Raw genomic sequence first — 17009 nt, 5'->3', positions numbered from 1 at the left:
GTCAGCCGGGGACGCGGGGGGTGGCGGCTCGGGCGCGTACGCGGCGGAGGGCGTCCTCCTGCCCGAGGGCGCGGGACACGGCCGTGATCTCGCGCAGGAGTTCCGTGGTGTCCAGGTGGCTCTCGCGGGGGTGGGGGGTCCTGTTCTCCACCGCGTCCAGGATCGTCACCGCGGCGGCGAGGGCCTTCGCCCGGTCCGCGGGGAAGCCGAGGGCGAGCGCGGCGGCGTAGGACCGTTGGCGCAGGTCGTCGTCGAGGAAGCGGGTCAGCGGCAGCAGTACGTCGCGGATGAATGTCTCGCGGCGGATCAGCCGGAGTTCGGGGGTGGAGCGCAGGGCGAAGGGCACGCCGCCGCCGTCGACGGATTTCATCAGCCGGTACAGCGGGCGCAGCGCGCGGTGGGCGAGCCGGGTCCGGCGGCGGTCGCGCAGGTGCTGTCCGGCGTGCGGCAGGATGAAGCCGACCGCCACGAGCACGGCGGACAGGCTGGCCAGGGGCGGTGCCACGGTGGTGCTGAGCCAGTCGAGGTCCCGGCCGGCCAGGCGGGCGCCGACGGCGGTGAGTTTGGCGGCGTCGAAGGCGAGCTGGAGCGCGAAGCCGGCGCCGAGGAAGGCGAGACCCGCGCGCAGCCAGGTGTCGAGGCGGCCGGTGCGCACCCAGTTCCAGATCAGCGCGTTGACGACGAGCCCGGCCACGGTGTGCGCGAGCAGGTAGAGCAGGATCATCTCGCGTGCGTAGGGCGTGGTGGCGTAGTACGTGTCCAGGTCCCGCAGTCGTTCCTCCGGTACCTCCGCCAGGGCGAACAGCGCCCAGAGGGCGAGGATCACTCCCGCGTAACTCGCGCTCACCCGGCGGCGGGTGCGGGCCGAGCGGCCGGACGGGCCGCCGCGCCAGGTGGTGATCAGCAGCAGGGAGGCGCCGCAGAACGCGGTGAGCAGGGAGTACACCCACGGCGCGGAGATGTTCGGCACGCCGGTGACCCGGTTGACCCAGCCGATCGTCGACGGCGCGACGAAGACGAACACCGCGGAGGCGAGCAGCAGCAGTCCGCCGACCGCCCGCTTGAGCGGATCCCGCCACAGCCGGATGATGCCGGGCAGCCTGACCGCCAGCGCGGCGGTCAGGAACCCGGCGGGGAGCCACCAGAGGGTGGGGTAGTGCGCGTCGACCAACTCCGCTGGGTTCAGGGCGAGCCGGGCGGCGGCACTCGTCACCGTGGCGTGCCCCGGCGCCCGTGGTAACCGAGGGACCTTTGCAGGGGACCGGGCGGCGTCCCGGTGCCGTCTTCGCCGGTCACCAGCGGCCGGAACGTCGCGGCCAGCCGGTGCCCGAAGTCGTCGGCCTCGGCCTCCTCGCGCTGCCGGGAGCCGTCGCGGGCGGCGACGGTGAGGGCGACGTCGCGCCAGCCGGGGCCGGCGGCGAGTGCCCGCGCGGCCGCCGTGCCGGTCAGGCGGTGATGGCCGTGCCCGGCGTGCATGTGCCACAGCTCGTGGCCGAGGATGACCAGCTGCTGGAGGGCTTCGGCCCGTTCCTCGACGATGACCAGGTCGAAGTCCTGGAACTCCACCCACAGGCCGGTGACTTCGATCTCGTCGGGGAACCGCTCGAAGCGGAGTTCCACCGGCCGTCCGCCGCGCCGCGCGCTCATCTCCTCGCACACCGCCCGGCACACCTGTCGTACGTCGGTGGGGGGTTGGGGCCGGGCCCGCAGGGCGGTGTCGAGCCGGGCCGCCAGGTCGCGCATGGCGGAGCCGGTCCGTGCGCGTCGCAGCGCCGCGGCGAGCCGGCCGGCCCTGTGCCGCGCGCCCGGGTTGTCCATCGCTCCTCTTTCCCGCCGCCGTCTGTGCGCCGCACGGCGACGCGTCGAGGGTACGCGGCCGGGTCCGGGCGCGACCACGCTGTTTTCGCAAGTTCCTGTTCAACCCATTGACGCGCACGCGCTTCGACCTTACGGTCCGTTCGAAGTTACGAGCGGCATTCGATATCTCGAACATCTATCTCGCCTCCTCTCGAAACCTTTGTGACGTGTCTCGATAGAACTCGAACAGTAAGGGCAGGGAATGGGACAACCTGGCCTGAACCGCAGGCAATTGCTGGCCACCCTCGGCGGACTGACGATCGCGGGAAGCTTCGGCTTCGCCGCCCTCGGCACCGGCGCCGACGCGCTCGCCTCCGGCGCCCGTACGCGGGTGAGGTACTGGAACCTCTTCAGCGGCGGCGACGGCTACAACATGGTCTCGATGCTGGACGCCTTCCGCGCGGAGCATCCGGACATCGCGGTGAAGGACTCCACCCTCCAGTGGGGCAACCCCTTCTACACCAAGCTCGCCATGGCGGCGGCCGGCAACCGCGCCCCCGACCTCGGTGTCATGCACCTGGGCCGGGTCACCGGCTTCTCGCCCGGCCGCCTCCTGGACCCCTGGGACGTCGGCCTGCTCGCCAAGTACGGCGTCCGGGAGGCCGACTTCAACCCCGAGCTGTGGCGGCGCGCCGTCATCGACGGCAAGCTCTACGCCCTCCCGCTCGACATCCACGTCCAGCTCTGCTTCTACCGCAAGGACGTGCTGCGCAAGGCCGGCCTGCTCGGCTCCGACGGACGGATGGCGACCCCGACGTCCACCGACGAGTGGTTCGCCATGCTGAAGGAGGCCAGGGCGGCCACCAAGAAGGGGCTCCAGACCATCGGCCTGTGGCTCAACGACCAGAACTTCCAGTGGTGGTTCTTCGTCGCCTTCTACACCCAGCTCGGCGGCACCTGGTTCGACGAGACCAGCACCGAGGTCACCTTCGACACCGACAAGGCCACCCAGGTCCTGGAATTCCTGCGCCGGCACATCACCGACGGGTACGCCAACCCCAACTTCGGCGGCGGCGCGGGCGCCGAGCAGTTCATCAACGGCTCCCCCTTCGTCTGGGAGGGCAACTGGTCGGTGCCCGTCTTCGACTCCGCGAAGGTCGATTACGGCGCCACCCCGCTGCCGCCCGTCTTCGGCAAGCAGGCCACCCACGCCGAGTCGCACGCCTTCGTGCTGCCGCACCAGTCCGGCCGGGGCGGCGCCGCCGACGAGGCGGCCCACCGGCTCGCCGCCTACATCGTCAAGAACGCCCAGACCTGGGCGGGGGGCGGTCACATCCCCGCCTACACCCCCATCCTGACCAGCCCCGGCTACCGGAAGCTGAACCCGCAGAGCGAGTACGTCTCGGCCATGGACCACCAGGCCACCGAGCCGAAGGTGTGGTTCGCCGGCTCCACCGGCATCCTCGCCCAGCGCATCGGACCGGTCATCGTCTCCTCGACGATGGGCTCCGCCAAGCCGGACGCCGCCGCCCGCCGGATGAAGAGCGCGCTCACCGGCCTCCTCGCCATGAAGAACCCCATGGACGGGAAGACCGCCGCGCAGGGAGGTGCGGTCGCATGACGACGACCAGTGCGGAGACCGTCATCGCCCCCGTCCGCGCGAAGACCGCCGCGGCGAGCGCCACCGTCCGCCGCAGACAGGGCTTCCAGCACGGCGGCTGGTTCGTCGCCCCGTTCCTGGCGCTGTTCGCGCTGTTCGTGGTCTGGCCGCTGCTGCGCGGACTCTGGCTCAGCTTCACGGACGCCAACATCTCCGGCGAGGGCGCGAGCTTCGTCGGCCTCGACAACTACCGCGAGGCCCTTCAGGACCAGCTGATGTGGGACGCGCTCGGCCACAGCGCGTACTTCACCCTCCTGGTGGTGCCCTGCATCACCGTCCTCGCCTTCCTCCTCGCGATGCTCGCCCACCACATCGAGCGCGGGAAATGGCTGTGGCGGCTGTGCTTCTTCGCCCCGTTCCTGCTGCCGTCCACCGTCGCGGGCAACCTGTGGCAGTGGCTGTTCAACCCCGGCACCGGGATGATCAACCACGTCTTCGGCATCGACACCCCGTGGCTCACCGACAAGTCGTACGCCATGCTCGCCGTCGTCATCACCACCCTGTGGTGGACGGTCGGCTTCAGCTTCCTGCTCTACCTCGCCGCCCTCCAGGGCATCCCCGGCCACCTCTACGAGGCGGCCGAACTGGACGGCGCGAACGCCTGGCACCGCATGGTGCACATCACGCTGCCGATGCTGCGCAACATCACCGGCCTCGTCATCGCGCTCCAGATCCTCGCCTCGCTCCAGGTCTTCGACCAGGCCGTGGTGATGATGGACTTCGGCCCCGGCCCCGAGAACTCGACCCGCACCTTCGTGCAGTACACCCTCGAAGAGGGCTTCACCAGCTACCGCGTGGGCTACGCCTCCGCCATCTCCATCATCTTCTTCCTGATCATCGCGGCCGTCGCCCTCGCGCGGATGTGGCTGCTGCGCGACCGTGAGGAGGGCGGCCGATGACCACCGCCACACAGATCCGGGTCAAGCCGCGCAAGGTGTGGACCCCCAGCCAGATCGTCCTCACCCTCCTCGGCGCCGCCGTCTCCGCGGTGTTCCTCTCCCCGCTCGCCTGGGCGCTGTTCACCTCGCTGAAGTCGGAGACCGAGGCCGTCGAGGTGCCGCCGCACTGGCTGCCGAAGGAGTGGACGGCCCAGGCCTGGTCGGCGATCTTCGAGTCCGGCAACATCACCAACTGGTTCGTGAACTCGCTGGTCGTCTCCGTCTGCGTGACCACCGTCGTGCTGGCCGTCAGCGCCCTCGCCGGATACGGCTTCGCCCGCACCGAGTTCCGCGGCAAGGGCGTCCTGATGGGCGTGGTCATGGCGGGCCTGATGGTCTCCCCGGCGGTCCTCGGCGTCCCCCTCTTCACCACGGTCCAGCAGCTGGGGATGGTCGACACCTACTGGGGCATGATCCTGCCGCAGTGCGCGCCCGCCGCGATGGTCTACATCCTCTACAAGTTCTTCCAGGGCATCCCGCGCGAACTCGAAGAGGCCGCCTTCATCGACGGCGCGGGCCGCTGGCGGGTCTTCTTCACCATCGTCGTCCCGCTCGCCCGCCCCTCCCTCGCCGCGGTCGGCATCTTCACCTTCATCGCGTCGTGGAACAACTTCCTGTGGCCGTACATGGTCACCAACAACCCCGACCTGATGACCATGCCGAACGGCATCGCGACCGTCATGAACTCCTACGGCATCCAGTGGGCCCAGCTCATGGCCGGCGGCCTGATGGCGGGCCTGCCCCTGATCATCGTCTTCGTCTTCTTCCAGCGGCAGATCGTGGCGGGCGTCGCCCACACGGGATTGGCGGGACAGTGACCGTGACCGTGCGCAGAACCCTCACCGCCGTCGCGACGGCCACCCTCATGGTCCTGCTCCCCACCACCGCCCAGGCGGCGGAGACCTACCCCGACCCCCGCCCCCTCACCGGACAGCAGATCATCCACGACCCCACGGTCGCCCGCCTGCAGTCCGGCGGCTACGTGGCGTACTCGACGGGCGGGATCATCGGCGCCCGCCTCTCCGAGGACGGCAGCCACTGGGCCGACGCGGGCAACGCCTTCGCCCGGCCCCCGGCCTGGTGGTACGAGTACAACGACAAGGCCGACCCGTGGGCCCCCGACCTCTCCCACCGAGACGGCCGCCACTGGCTCTACTACGCGGTCTCCTCCTGGGGCAGCAACCACTCCGCGATCGGCGTCGCCACCTCGAAGTCCGGCCGCCCCGGCACCTGGACCGACCACGGCAAGGTCTTCTCCTCCGAGCGCACCGACCCCTGGAACGCCATCGACCCGGCGATCACCGAGGCCGACGGCAAGCTGTGGATGTCCTTCGGCTCGTACTGGACCGGCATCCGCATGGTCGAACTCGACCCGAAGACCGGGAAGGCGGTCCCCGGAGCGACGGTCCACCACCTGGCGACCCGCCCCGACGCCCCCTACGCCGTCGAAGGCCCCTACATCGTCAAGCACGGCCGCCACTACTACCTCTTCGCCTCCTACGACGCCTGCTGCTCCGGCGTGAACTCCACCTACAAGATCAAGGTCGGCCGCTCGACGAAGATCACCGGCCCGTACGTCGACAGCGCGGGCACGCCCCTGCTGAACGGCGGCGGCGACCTCGTCCTGGAGGGCCACGGCCGCTTCATCGGCACCGGCGGCCAGTCGGTCTTCCGCGACAAGGGCAAGGACTGGCTGGCGTACCACTACTACGACGCCGAGGACGAGGGCACGCCGAAGCTGGGCCTGAACGCCCTGAACTGGTCAAGAGAAGGCTGGCCCGAGGCCTCTTAGGGGCGCGGGGAACTGCGCGCCCCCCACAGACCCGCACCCGCCAACGCACCACAAGCCACTCACACGGAAAGGCGCCCATGCGACCCGCCCGCTTCACCCTCGACCCCGCTTTCACCGTCGGCGAGGTCAACCCCCGCCTCTTCGGCTCCTTCGTCGAACACCTCGGCCGCTGCGTCTACACCGGCGTCTTCGAACCGGACCACCCCACCGCCGACGAGGCCGGAATCCGCCAGGACGTCCTGGACCTGGTCCGCGAACTCGGCGTGACGGCCATCCGCTACCCCGGCGGCAACTTCGTCTCCGGCTACAAGTGGGAGGACTCGGTCGGCCCGGCCGAGGACCGCCCCCGCCGCCTCGACCTGTCCTGGCACTCGACGGAGACGAACCGCTTCGGCCTCTCCGAGTACATCGCCTTCCTGAAGAAGATCGGCCCGCAGGCGGAGCCGATGATGGCCGTCAACCTCGGCACGCGGGGCGTCGCGGAGGCCCTGGAGCTCCAGGAGTACGCCAACCACCCCGCCGGCACGGCCCTGTCCGACCTCCGCGTCTCGCACGGCGACGAGGAGCCCTTCGACATCCGCCTGTGGTGCCTGGGCAACGAGATGGACGGCCCCTGGCAGACGGGCCACAAGACGGCCCGGGAGTACGGCCGGATCGCCGCGGAGACGGCCCGCGCGATGCGCCAGGCGGACCCGGGCGTCGAACTGGTCGCCTGCGGCTCCTCGGGCCAGTCCATGCCGACGTTCGCCGAGTGGGAGGCGACGGTCCTGGCGGAGACGTACGACCTGGTCGACTACATCTCCCTGCACGCCTACTACGAGCCGGTCGACGGCGACGTGGACTCCTTCCTGGCGTCCGCCGTGGACATGGAGTCCTTCATCGAGAACGTCGTCGCCACCTGTGACCACGTCGGCGCCCGCCTCAAGTCGAAGAAGAAGATCAACCTCTCCTTCGACGAGTGGAACGTCTGGTACCTCTCCCGCTGGGAGGAGCGGGCCAAGACGTTCGAGCGGCACGACTGGCCCGAGGCCCCGCGCCTGCTGGAGGACAACTACAGCGTCACCGACGCCGTCGTCTTCGGCTCCCTCCTGATCGCCCTCCTCCGCCACGCCGACCGCGTGGCCGTGGCCTGCCTTGCCCAGCTGGTGAACGTCATCGCCCCGATCATGACCGAGCCCGGCGGCCCGGCCTGGCGCCAGACGACGTTCTTCCCCTTCGCCCAGGCGTCGAAGTACGGCCGCGGCGAGGTGCTGGACGTCCGCGTCGACTCCCCGACGTACGAGACGGCGAAGTACGGCGAGACCGACCTCCTGCACGCCACCGCCGTACGCGCCGAGGACGGCACGGTCACCGTGTTCGCCGTCAACCGGGGCCGCACGGACGCGCTCCCGCTGGAGGTGGCCCTGAACGGCCTCGGCCTCACCCGGGTCGTCGAGCACAGCGCCCTCGCGGACGCCGACCCCGACGCCCGCAACACCCTCGACGCCCCCGACCGGGTCACCCCGCACCCCGTCGAGGGCACGACCCTCACGGACGGCCGCCTGAACGCCGTACTGGAGCCACTGTCCTGGAACGTGATCCGTCTCGCCTGACCGGGGCGCGGGGCGGCCGGGACGCCTGTCCCGTCCCCGGTCGCCCCGCCGGGTGGCCCGGACCGTCTTCCGCGTCGAGTCCGGCCGGGGGAGACACTGGGATCTGAGAGTCGGAAGGTGGTTGTGGACATGGCGGAGACTGCCCCTCGACCGTCCGCTTCGGCGGGCCTGGAAGCGGCGCTCCGGTCGCTGGGCGTGGCGGACCCCGCGCCGCGCGAGCGGTGGGAGGGGGACGCCTGGGTGGCGGACTGGGACGGTGACGTCCACGGTCACGACGTGTACGTCCTCGTCATGGGCGCCCGCAATCACCCCGGGAGCGCACGGCTCATGCTGGACGACTTCACGTTCGAGGACGTGCGCGCGGAACACGTGGCGGAGCTGGTGCGCAAGGCGTTCACCGGTGACGCCCGGGTGACGCGGCGCCGCGCGCTGCTGTCCAAGCAGCTCGTCCTCGACGTCCGGGCCGGCTCGCAGACGTACACGGCGAGCGTGGGCGGCGACTCCGTGGACGACCTGTCCACCTGGGCGAGGCCCCTGGCCACGCCGTAAGGCGGTAAAGGGGCGGCCCGGTACCCGGCCGGACACCGGGTACCGGGCCGCCCGTCCAGTCGGGGTCCCCGCGCCGCCTTCCCTCACCGGCCGGCGGCGTCGGACACCCACGCGCTCGCGGCCCGGACCGCCGGTCCATCGACGTGTGCGGCGCCGGCCGTGTACAGCAGCCACAGCAGCTCGAGGCAGCCGAAGAAGGACTCGCCCCAGCTGTCGACCCAGACCCGGACCTGTGCCGGGCCGACCGGGACGACGTCCCAGAACTCCCAGCCGCGGGAATCATCGTCCGGGTCGAATCGGTGGATCCAGTCCTGCGGGGACCAGGGGCCGCCTCCGCCGCGGCGCCGGTACGCCGCGTTGTCGGGGGCCTCGGTGAACCAGTCCGGAAAGCCGTCCGTCGGCAGGTCCTCGTCGCCGAACTCAGCGGTGCGGGCCAGTTCCAGCGCCGCCATGAGAACCTGCCGCACCCGCTCCGGGTAGCCCTCCTCGGAGCCCTCGGCGATGTCGACGGTGAACTCCGCCAGCACCGGCGGCGCCGACTCGGCCGCCGGGCGCCGCCGTACACGGTCCAGTTCGGCGGTGACGCTGCCGAGGTCGTGGATCACGTGCCGTCCACCCGCCTTCCCTCCCACGCGAACTCGTACCGGTTCCGCTCCCGGTCGAAGGTGGGACCGGCCTCGACGCCGGGGATGCCGTAGTGCTCCCGCAGGCACTCGATGAGGGCGGCGGCGGCGACCTCGTCCTGGTAGTCCGTGAGCATCGGAACGTCCCAGTCGGTCACCCGCACCAGGATGGGGCCGGTCCCGGCCCAGACAGCTTCGAGCTGCCCGGACACCAGGCCCAGGCCGAACGCCATCCACCGCGCTTCCGCCGGGGTGATTCCCCGCGGCGGCAGCAGCAGCCGGACGCGCGAATCGCCGATTCCGCGCGCCTCGCGCGGCGGCTCGTCCACGGGCCCGGCGTCCAGGGTGACGCGGGCGACGAGCCCCCACGGGCCGATGCGCTTCTTGTACACGTGCGTGACTGACATGGGTGGGCCTTCTTCTCCGTCCCTAAAGGAATCTCAGCCGGTCGAAGACACGGGAGTGGAAGTAGTTCTCCGTTCCCATGTTGGTGGGACGGGAGATGTAGTCGTAGTCGTGGGGCTCGCCACGCCCGTACATGATGCTGTGCCGGTCGATGAACTCGTCCATCTCGGTCTGGCTCATGGTGCCCACGTGGGCTTGGCGCATGGCGTCCAGATCCGCTTCGCTGACCCGGAACGGCATGATCTCCACGTCCGCGCCGCGCCGGTTGCGCAACAGCTCCGCGTAGCGCTCGGCCTCTTCCCGCGTGCCCCACGAATAGACACCGGGGCCCAGGTGGGCCCGGTGCTCGTCGGTGGGCCACGGCGTTCCGTCCGCCCGCAGCCGCGCCGCGTTCTCGCGGTCCTGGACCGTGTAGAACTCCCGCTCACCGCACTCGGGCGCGAGGCCGAGGGGATCCGTCCACCGGTGGGGGTTCGGGACGTACGCCGCCGGGTTGGGCGCCGGTGTCAGGCCCAGGGGGTCGGGCGTGAGGTAGCGGGCGGTCTCCGGGTCGTAGTGGCGGAAGCAGTTGTAGTGGAGGCCCGTCTCGGGGTCGCTGTACTGGCCGGGGAAGCGGAGCGGGGTGTAGGCGGTGGCGTCCTTGTTCCACGTCGTGGTGCCCCAGAGGGTGGTGCGGGTGCGCCAGGCGACGTCGCCGTGCTCGTCGACCAGCTCGCGGGGGGAGCCGACGAGGTCGGTGACGATCGCGAAGAAGCGGGAGTCGATCTCCTCCTGCGGGGCGTGCGCCGCGGTGATCCGCTCGGTCTGCGCGATGGGATGCAGGCCCTGGTGGTCCCAGGTGAGCGTGACCGGGTTCGGCAGGTCCGCGGACCATGTGGTCTGCTCGCACAGCATGGTGCCGTCCCAGGTGAAGTCGACGCGCTCGACGACCGTCTCGCCGTCGGCGCCGAGGCGGAGCTTGGCGGCGCGGCGGCCGAGGGGGTCGTAGGTGTAGCGCCAGACGGTGCCGTCCGGGGTGGTCACCCGGGTGAGCCGGTCCTCGGTGTCCCACTCGTAGCGCCAGGTGTCCGGCTTGCGGGACAGCCGTGTCTTCTGGCGCAGCGTGACGCGGCCCAGCGCGTCGTGTTCGTAGCGGACGTTCCCGGCGCGGGTGATGCGGGTGCCGGTGTAGGAGCGCTCGCCGGTGGCCTCCTGGCCGGGGTGGGAGGCGGGCCAGTCGGCGCGCGTCTGGTTGCCGGCCTCGTCGTAGGCGTAGCTCTCGCTCCAGCCCTCGGCGCGGACGGCGGTGACGCGGCCGGCCGGGTCGAGTTCGAAGGCGCGCGGGCCGTTGATCCGGTCGTCGAGGGAGGCGAGGTGGCCGTCGGCGCGGTAGGTGTAGGCGCGGCGCTGGAGGGTGCGGCCGTCCGCGCTCGTGGCCGTCTGGGCGGCGAGCCGGCCCAGGGGGTCGTAGGCGTTCTCCAGGGTGAGGAAGTCGCCGACGCGGCGGGTGAGTTCACGGCCCGAGGCGTCGAAGGCGATGTCGACGGGGCGGCCGGAGGCCAGCAGGCTCGTGCGGCGGCCCGCGGCGTCGTACGACCAGGTGGTCGTCGCGCCGGTGGGCGTGGTGCGCCCGTTGCGGCGCCCCAGCTCGTCGTAGGTGTACGTGAGGGTGCGGCCGTCGACGGTCTCGGACCGGACGAGGCCGTACCGGTCGCGGTCGATGGCCACCCGGACGCCGTCGGGGCCGGTGGCCTCGGCGAGCCGGCCGAGCGCGTCGTACGTGAAGGTGGTGACCCGCCCGGCGGCGTCCTTGCGGAGGATCTGTCCCAGGGCGTTGCGCTCGAAGACGGTGGTCTCGCCGAGGGCGTTGGTGCGGGCGGTCAGACGGCCCGCGGCGTCGTGCCGGTAGCTGAGCGTGCGGTCGTCGAAGTCGGTCTCGGCGGTCAGCCGGCCCGCCGCGTCGTGGGTGTAGGTCCAGGTCAGTCCCTGCGGGTTGGTGACCTTGGTGAGGCGCAGCTCGGTGTCGTGGGCGAACTCGTAGCGCACGCCGTCGGGGGTGGTGCGGGCGGTGAGCAGGTCGAAGTGGGTGTACTCGAAGCGGGTCTCGCCGCCGAGCGGATCGGTGTGGGTGGTGCAGTTGCCCTCGCCGTCGTAGGTCCAGGACTCCCGGGTGCCGTCGGGCAGGGTGCGCCGGGCCAGCTGGTTCTCGGGCGTCCACTCCATCAGGGTGGTGGCCCCCGTGGGGTCGGTACGGGTGACCGGGCGACCGAGGGCGTCGTGGGTCTGGCGGGTGACCGCGCCGAGCGGGTCGGTGATCTCCTGGGGGAGGCCGGCCGGGTTGCAGCCGATCGTGGTGACGTTGCCGAGCGGGTCGGTGACCGAGGTGAGGCGGCCCGCCTCGTCGTAGCCGAAGCGGGTGGTGTGGCCGGCCGGCGTGGTGACGGACGTGCGGTTGCCGCGGGTGTCGTACGTGTACCGGGTGACGTTGCCGTCGGGGGTGCGGATGCTGACCGGCTGGGGGAAGGCGCCGTACTCGGCGGTGGTCTCGGTGCCGTCGGGGCGCACCACGGCCACGAGGTGCCCGGCGTCGTCGTAGCGGTGGACCACGGTGTGGCCCGTCGGGTCGGTGCGGCTGAGCAGCCGGTCGCGGAGGTCCCAGGTCTGGGTGGTCGTGTTGCCGAGCGGATCGGTGAGGGCGACGATCTGGCCGAGCGGATTGGCACGGTAGACGGTGGCGTGGCCCAGGGAGTCGGTGTAGGTGACGGTGGTGGTGCCGTCGGGGTCCGGTCCCGCGTAGGAGATGCGGGAGTCGAGGATGCCGTCGCTGCCGTGGGTGGCGGTGACCCGGCCCTGGTCGTCGTAGGTGTACGTGAAGGTGGTGCCGTTGCTGTCGTGCCAGCCGGTGACGCGGTGCGCGGTGTCGTAGGTGTAGCGGGTGGCCGCGTCGACGGCGTTGACGACCTCCACCAGGTCGCCGCCCTCGTCGTAGCGGTAGGCGCGCAGGCGCAGCGGGCCGTCCTCGGTGAGGGCGTGCACGGAGGTCACCCGGCCGGTGTCCGCGTCGCAGACCGGCGTCAGCCGGTAGCCGCCGGAGTGGGTGATCCCGGTCAGGAGGTCGTTCGTGTCCCGTTCGAACGAGACGTGGTTGCGGTTGCGGTCCTCGACGTGGGCCAGCCACCAGACGCCCTCGGTGGCTTCGGCCGGTTCGAAGGAGCGGGTCAGGCCGGTGGTCGGGTCCTGCACCACAAGGACGTAGGAGGTGCCCTGGGAGACGTACGTCAGCGGCAGGCGCTCGCCCGCCACCGGGTCGACGCGGTCGCCGACGATGTCCGGGGTGCGCGGGTAGTACAGGCTGGAGCCGTCCTCGCGGCGCCACCACACGCCGCCCGCCCGCGGGTCCTTCTCCAGGCGCTCGTCGAACGTGGACGCCCATGACGGGCCGAAGGCGTTGCCGTGCGTGTAGCCGGTGAGGTGGGTGCGGCGCAGGGTCACCGGCAGGACGCCGGGCAGGTCGACGTCGGTCTGCGCCATGACCATCTGGCCGGTGGCCATGTCGACGGGGTCGCCGCAGGTCTCCTTGTCGGTCAGCGCGCGGGCCTGCCTGGAGCGTTCGGGCAGGTTCGGGTCGCGCTTGTCGTCCGCGTCGGTCTTGGGGCGGGTGCCCGCACCGGACCCCTCGCCCCCGTCCTTGCCGTCGCCGTGCTTGCCGACGTCGATCCCCTTGGCCCGGTCGCCGACGCCGAGGTCGTTGCCCTTGTGCAGCTTGGAGGCGGCCTTCACCCGGGCCGGAACGGTCTCCGTGATGTGCTTGGCGACCTTGTCCATGGCCTTGTCGGTGCCCTTGAGCGCGCCGTGCAGCACGCTGTCGAAGGCCTCCGTGAACGGGTCGCGGCCCTTGCTCCGGCCGAACGCGGTGCGCGCCCGGTTCAGCGGCGAGGAGGCGGCCAGGCGCAGTGCGCCGCCGTGTCCCGACACCTTCCCGGCGCCGCTCTCGAACTCGAAGTGGTCGATGCGGGTGCGCTTCTGCGGGCCACCGCCCCCGCCGTCACCGCCGCCCGCCGAGGCCAGCTGCATCCCGCCCTTGCCGCCGTGCCCGCCCTGGCCCTCGGCGCCGCCGTCCGCGGGCGGCATCGAGAACGCGCCCTCGGCCAGGTCGAGCACCATGTCCTCGACCATCGCCTCCAGCTTGGCGTTGACCGGTTCGGTGAGCTTGGCGAGCACCTCGTCGACGATCCGCTCCACGGCCTCGTCGATGATCCGCTTGACCACCTGCCGCATCGCCGCGACCTCGGCCGCGCCGATCAGCGCGGACAGCCCGCCGGTGACCACGGCGAGACCGGCCGAGATACCGACCGAGGCGGCCATCACGCCCAGCTCGATCTCGGCCTTGCGCTTCATCCCGAAGACGATGTCGGCGAGCGTGTCGCAGGCGTCCGCGAACAGCCGGGCGATCTGGGGGAGTTGTTCCAGATGGCTGCCCTTGACCTTGTTCCAGTGCTTCTCCATGGCGTCGACGGCCCAGCCCTCGGAGGAGGACAGGATGCGGGAGAACGCCTTGTGCGCGTCCCCGCCGTGGCCCTCGAACTTGTCCGCGAACTCCCGCAGGGCCTCGGCCATCTCGCGGTAGTCGTCCTCGTCCACGTTCGGGAAGTTGATGCCGATGAAGTCAAGGACCTCGTCGAGCCAGCCCGGAATCGTGTAACCCATGCCTGTCGTTCCCCGTGAATGCGCGCACCGTCCGGCTGCCCGGCTGTCCTGTGTGCCTTTCGATCTCGTCGGACCCTATCCAGGGACGCTCGGGACCGAGCCGCCGGTTGCGATCCGTCGCCCCGGCCGGGGTCAGGCGCCGCGCAGGACGACCAGTTGCCGGGTCGCCCGGGTCATCGCCACATAGCGGTCGACCGCCCCTTCGACGCCCTCGCCGAACCGCTCCGGGTCGACGAGGACGACCAGGTCGAATTCGAGGCCCTTGGAGAGTTCCGGGGTCAGCGAGCGGACGCGGGGTGACGGCGGGCGGAACGCGGGAGCGCCGATCACGCAGGCGATGCCGTCGGCCTGCTCGGCCAGCCAGGCGCCGAGGAACCGGTCCAGGTCCGCGACGGGGCCGTGGACGACGGGGAGGCCGCCGGAGCGGATGGACGTCGGCACGTTGGCGTCGGGGAGGACGGACCGGATGACCGGCTCGGCCTCCGCCATGACCTCCTCCGGGGTGCGGTAGTTGACGGTCAGCGAGGCCACCTCGATCCGGTCGAACCCGACCCGCTCCAGCCGTTCCCGCCACGACTCGGTGAACCCGTGCCGGGCCTGGGCGCGGTCGCCGACGATGGTGAAGCTGCGGGACGGGCAGCGCAGCAGCAGCATCTGCCATTCCGCGTCGGTCAGTTCCTGCGCCTCGTCGACGATGATGTGCGCGAACGGGCCGGCCAGCGGGTCCCGGTCGGCGCCGGGCAGCGCGCCGTCGTCGACCAGGCTGTCCCGCAGGTCGCGGCCGTGGAGCATGGTCACCGCGCTCTCGCCGTCGGGGTCGGCGGCGAGGACGTTGTCGATGACGGCCTCCATGCGGGTGCGCTCGGCGGCGACGGCGGCTCGGTGCCGGCGCCTGCGCCGGGACGCCTGCGGGTCGCCGAGCCGCTGCCGCGCCGCGTCCAGCAGCGGCAGGTCGGACACCGTCCACGCCTGGGGGGCCTCCTTGCGCTGGAGCCTGCGCACCTCGTCCTTGGTCAGCCAGGGGGCGCACATCCGCAGATAGGCGGGGACCGACCACAGGTCGCCGACGAGGTCGGCCGCTTCGAGCAGCGGCCAGGCTCGGCGCAGGGTGCCGGTCAGTTCCTCGTTGCGCGCCAGCGCCCTGCGGAACAGCTCCGGCGACACGTCGCCGTCGTACTGGTCCCACAGGATGGTGACCAGTTCCTCCCAGATCAGATCGCGTCCCTCGTTGTGCGGGGTGCCGGGCGGCGGGGCCGCGAACGCCTCGGCCCAGTCGGCGGCGCTCAGCCGGAGGTCGGCCCCTTCGACGGTGACCGTCATCCCCTCGGCGGGCGGCTCCTCGTAGAACCGGACGGCCTTCTCGATCGCCTTCACCAGCTCCGCGGAGGACTTGAGCCGGGCCGCCTCCGGGTCGGCCTCGGTCCCCGCCCGCTCGCCCTCGGCGACGAGGTCGCGCAGGACGCAGGTCCGCACGCCCTCCTCGCCCAGGCTGGGCAGGACGTCGGAGACGTAGTCCAGGTAGGGCCGGTGCGGGCCGACGAACAGGACGCCGCCCCGGCGCTGCACGAGGCGGGGATCGGAGTAGAGGAGATACGCCGAGCGGTGCAGGGCGACGACGGTCTTGCCGGTGCCCGGGCCGCCGTCGACGACGAGGGCGCCGCGCGATCCGGCCCGGATGATGGCGTCCTGGTCGGCCTGGATGGTGGCGAGCACGTCCCGCATCCGGGCCGACCGGTTGCCGCCCAGGCTGGCGATGAAGGCGGACTGGTCGTCGAGCGCGGCGTGCCCGTCGAGCCCGTCGGCGGTGAACACCTCGTCCCAGTAGTCGGTGATCCGGCCGCCGGTCCAGCGGTATCTGCGGCGGCTGGCCAGGCCCATCGGGTTGGCGTGCGTCGCCGCGAAGAACGGTTCGGCGGCGGGGGAGCGCCAGTCGACGAGGAGCCGCCGTCCGCCGCTGTCGGTGAGGCCGAGCCGTCCGATGTAGAGGGGCTCCGGGTGGTCCGCGCCGACGATGCGGCCGAGGCACAGGTCGAGTCCGAAGCGGCGCAGGGCCCGCAGCCGGCCGGTCAGCCGGTGGATTTCGGCGTCCCGGTCCATCGCCGCCCGGCCGACGCCGCCGGGCGCCTTCAGTTCGGCGTCGAGGCGGTCTGACAGTTCGGTGATCGTCTGCTCCAGGCTTTCGGCGATGGCCTGGAAGTGCTTTTCGTCGTCGGCGATCAGGGTCGGGTCGGCCTTGGCGGCCAGGTGGGCGGGGAGGTCGAACGCGGGCACGTCGTAGATCCACCATTTCCGCAGGTAGACGGCTTGGATCAGTGATTGTCCGGCATGGTGGGGGCCTTGCCGCAAGCCCCCCGGTGCGCTATACGTTGTATATGGCGGGGAGGGCGTCGTCGCCTTGTGCTCTCATGGCCGCATGAACAGACGGCGCCAGAAGAAGTTGACGGCGCGGCTCGTGATGGCCGCGATCCTCGGCGAGCACACCGAAGTCAGGGCGCTGCTGCGCACGGGCGTCGACCCGCGGATCCCCAACGCCGACGGCACGACGCCCCTGTACGCCGCGTCCGTCCACGGGGACACCGCCAGTGTCCGCGCCCTGCTGGCGGCCGGCGCCGACCCCGACACCGAGAGCGGCCACGGCAGCGAGGGCACACCGCTGTGCGGAGCCGCCTGCTGGGGCCACACGGACACGGTCCGGGTCCTTCTCGCCCATGGCGCCGATCCCCACCTCCGGGAAGACGGGGGGATCGGGCTCACGCCGCTGGCCTGGGCGGAGGCCGGGGGTCACGCCGAGACGGCGGAGGCCTTGCGGACGGCGGGGGCCGCTACGGGGTCTCCCCGCGCAGACGGGTGTGGCTGAGGAAGTCGCCCCATGCGGCGGGGGAGAGGGCGAGGCGGGGGCCCGCCTTGTCCTTGGAGTCACGGACGTGCACGCTGGCGGGGGTGAGGGCGACTTCTACGCAGTCGCCG

Annotated in this window: 14 protein-coding genes; 7 read left to right on the top strand and 7 right to left on the bottom strand. The window is 71.7% G+C overall.

The genetic code is table 11. From position 1 onward, the window contains the following. Position 1 precedes the first annotated feature (1 nt). Together VE614_RS14935 and VE614_RS14930 are read right to left on the bottom strand one after the other, a co-directional pair. Entirely contained in the window at positions 2–1213 is a 1212-nt protein-coding gene (locus VE614_RS14935) for an MAB_1171c family putative transporter (RefSeq protein ID WP_324936683.1), read from the bottom strand. Further along, positions 1210–1818 carry a toxin-antitoxin system, toxin component family protein gene (locus VE614_RS14930; RefSeq protein ID WP_324936682.1) on the bottom strand — a complete coding sequence of 203 codons (609 nt, stop codon included), beginning with the start codon at positions 1816–1818 and terminating at the stop codon, positions 1210–1212. Before VE614_RS14930 ends, VE614_RS14935 begins: the two co-directional genes overlap by 4 nt. Before the next feature lie 241 nt (positions 1819–2059). On the opposite strand from VE614_RS14930, the gene VE614_RS14925 reads away from it, so the two are divergent. From VE614_RS14925 to VE614_RS14900, 6 genes are all read left to right on the top strand, one after another. Continuing rightward, a complete protein-coding gene (locus tag VE614_RS14925; protein ID WP_324936680.1) occupies positions 2060–3418 on the top strand; it encodes an extracellular solute-binding protein in 1359 nt (452 codons plus the stop codon). After that, positions 3415–4356: a sugar ABC transporter permease gene (locus VE614_RS14920; protein WP_324936678.1), complete on the top strand. Its 942-nt coding sequence runs from the start codon at positions 3415–3417 to the stop codon at positions 4354–4356. The genes VE614_RS14925 and VE614_RS14920 overlap by 4 nt, the downstream gene beginning before the upstream one ends. Then, positions 4353–5213 (top strand): carbohydrate ABC transporter permease, encoded by an 861-nt coding sequence (locus VE614_RS14915; RefSeq protein ID WP_324936676.1) that lies wholly within the window; start codon positions 4353–4355, stop codon positions 5211–5213. The genes VE614_RS14920 and VE614_RS14915 overlap by 4 nt, the downstream gene beginning before the upstream one ends. A gap of 2 nt (positions 5214–5215) precedes the next feature. Next, positions 5216–6187: an arabinan endo-1,5-alpha-L-arabinosidase gene (locus tag VE614_RS14910; protein WP_324936674.1), complete on the top strand. Its 972-nt coding sequence runs from the start codon at positions 5216–5218 to the stop codon at positions 6185–6187. A gap of 77 nt (positions 6188–6264) precedes the next feature. Next, positions 6265–7779: an alpha-N-arabinofuranosidase gene (locus VE614_RS14905; RefSeq protein ID WP_324936672.1), complete on the top strand. Its 1515-nt coding sequence runs from the start codon at positions 6265–6267 to the stop codon at positions 7777–7779. Between the two features lie 129 nt (positions 7780–7908). Then, a complete protein-coding gene (locus VE614_RS14900; RefSeq protein ID WP_324936671.1) occupies positions 7909–8328 on the top strand; it encodes a hypothetical protein in 420 nt (139 codons plus the stop codon). Positions 8329–8411: 83 nt separating this feature from the next. Here the strand turns inward: VE614_RS14900 and VE614_RS14895 are convergent, their stop codons facing one another. The 4 genes from VE614_RS14895 to helR form a co-directional block, all read right to left on the bottom strand. Then, the gene (locus VE614_RS14895) at positions 8412–8933 is read right to left on the bottom strand and encodes a hypothetical protein (protein WP_324936670.1); all 522 of its coding nucleotides are present in this window, start codon (positions 8931–8933) and stop codon (positions 8412–8414) included. Then, a complete protein-coding gene (locus VE614_RS14890; protein ID WP_324936668.1) occupies positions 8930–9358 on the bottom strand; it encodes a hypothetical protein in 429 nt (142 codons plus the stop codon). Before VE614_RS14890 ends, VE614_RS14895 begins: the two co-directional genes overlap by 4 nt. 22 nt (positions 9359–9380) lie before the next feature. Then, a complete protein-coding gene (locus tag VE614_RS14885; RefSeq protein WP_324936666.1) occupies positions 9381–14042 on the bottom strand; it encodes a DUF6531 domain-containing protein in 4662 nt (1553 codons plus the stop codon). 132 nt (positions 14043–14174) lie between these two features. Beyond that, the gene (gene helR, locus VE614_RS14880) at positions 14175–16313 is read right to left on the bottom strand and encodes an RNA polymerase recycling motor ATPase HelR (protein ID WP_324936664.1); all 2139 of its coding nucleotides are present in this window, start codon (positions 16311–16313) and stop codon (positions 14175–14177) included. 124 nt (positions 16314–16437) lie between these two features. On the opposite strand from helR, the gene VE614_RS14875 reads away from it, so the two are divergent. Next, entirely contained in the window at positions 16438–16899 is a 462-nt protein-coding gene (locus tag VE614_RS14875) for an ankyrin repeat domain-containing protein (protein ID WP_324936662.1), read from the top strand. Here the strand turns inward: VE614_RS14875 and VE614_RS14870 are convergent. Further along, positions 16865–17009, bottom strand: a 145-nt coding sequence (locus VE614_RS14870) for a DUF397 domain-containing protein (protein WP_324936790.1), incomplete at its 5' end; no start/stop codon positions are given. The genes VE614_RS14875 and VE614_RS14870 overlap by 35 nt on opposite strands.

It is taken from the genome of Streptomyces sp. (assembly GCF_035645055.1).
Taxonomy (GTDB): Bacteria; Actinomycetota; Actinomycetes; order Streptomycetales; family Streptomycetaceae; genus Streptomyces.
Note: the sequence above shows the minus strand (reverse complement) of the source record. Positions and strands in the feature narration are given on the sequence as shown.

Bases quoted from the DNA above. Each gene is read 5' to 3' on its own strand.
- VE614_RS14900 (WP_324936671.1), top strand. From the start codon at position 7,909: ATGGCGGAGACTGCCCCTCGACCGTCCGCTTCGGCGGGCCTGGAAGCG.
- VE614_RS14930 (WP_324936682.1), bottom strand. From the start codon at position 1,818: ATGGACAACCCGGGCGCGCGGCACAGGGCCGGCCGGCTCGCCGCGGCG.
- VE614_RS14920 (WP_324936678.1), top strand. From the start codon at position 3,415: ATGACGACGACCAGTGCGGAGACCGTCATCGCCCCCGTCCGCGCGAAG.
- VE614_RS14915 (WP_324936676.1), top strand. From the start codon at position 4,353: ATGACCACCGCCACACAGATCCGGGTCAAGCCGCGCAAGGTGTGGACC.
- VE614_RS14905 (WP_324936672.1), top strand. From the start codon at position 6,265: ATGCGACCCGCCCGCTTCACCCTCGACCCCGCTTTCACCGTCGGCGAG.
- VE614_RS14925 (WP_324936680.1), top strand. From the start codon at position 2,060: ATGGGACAACCTGGCCTGAACCGCAGGCAATTGCTGGCCACCCTCGGC.
- VE614_RS14890 (WP_324936668.1), bottom strand. From the start codon at position 9,358: ATGTCAGTCACGCACGTGTACAAGAAGCGCATCGGCCCGTGGGGGCTC.
- VE614_RS14885 (WP_324936666.1), bottom strand. From the start codon at position 14,042: ATGGGTTACACGATTCCGGGCTGGCTCGACGAGGTCCTTGACTTCATC.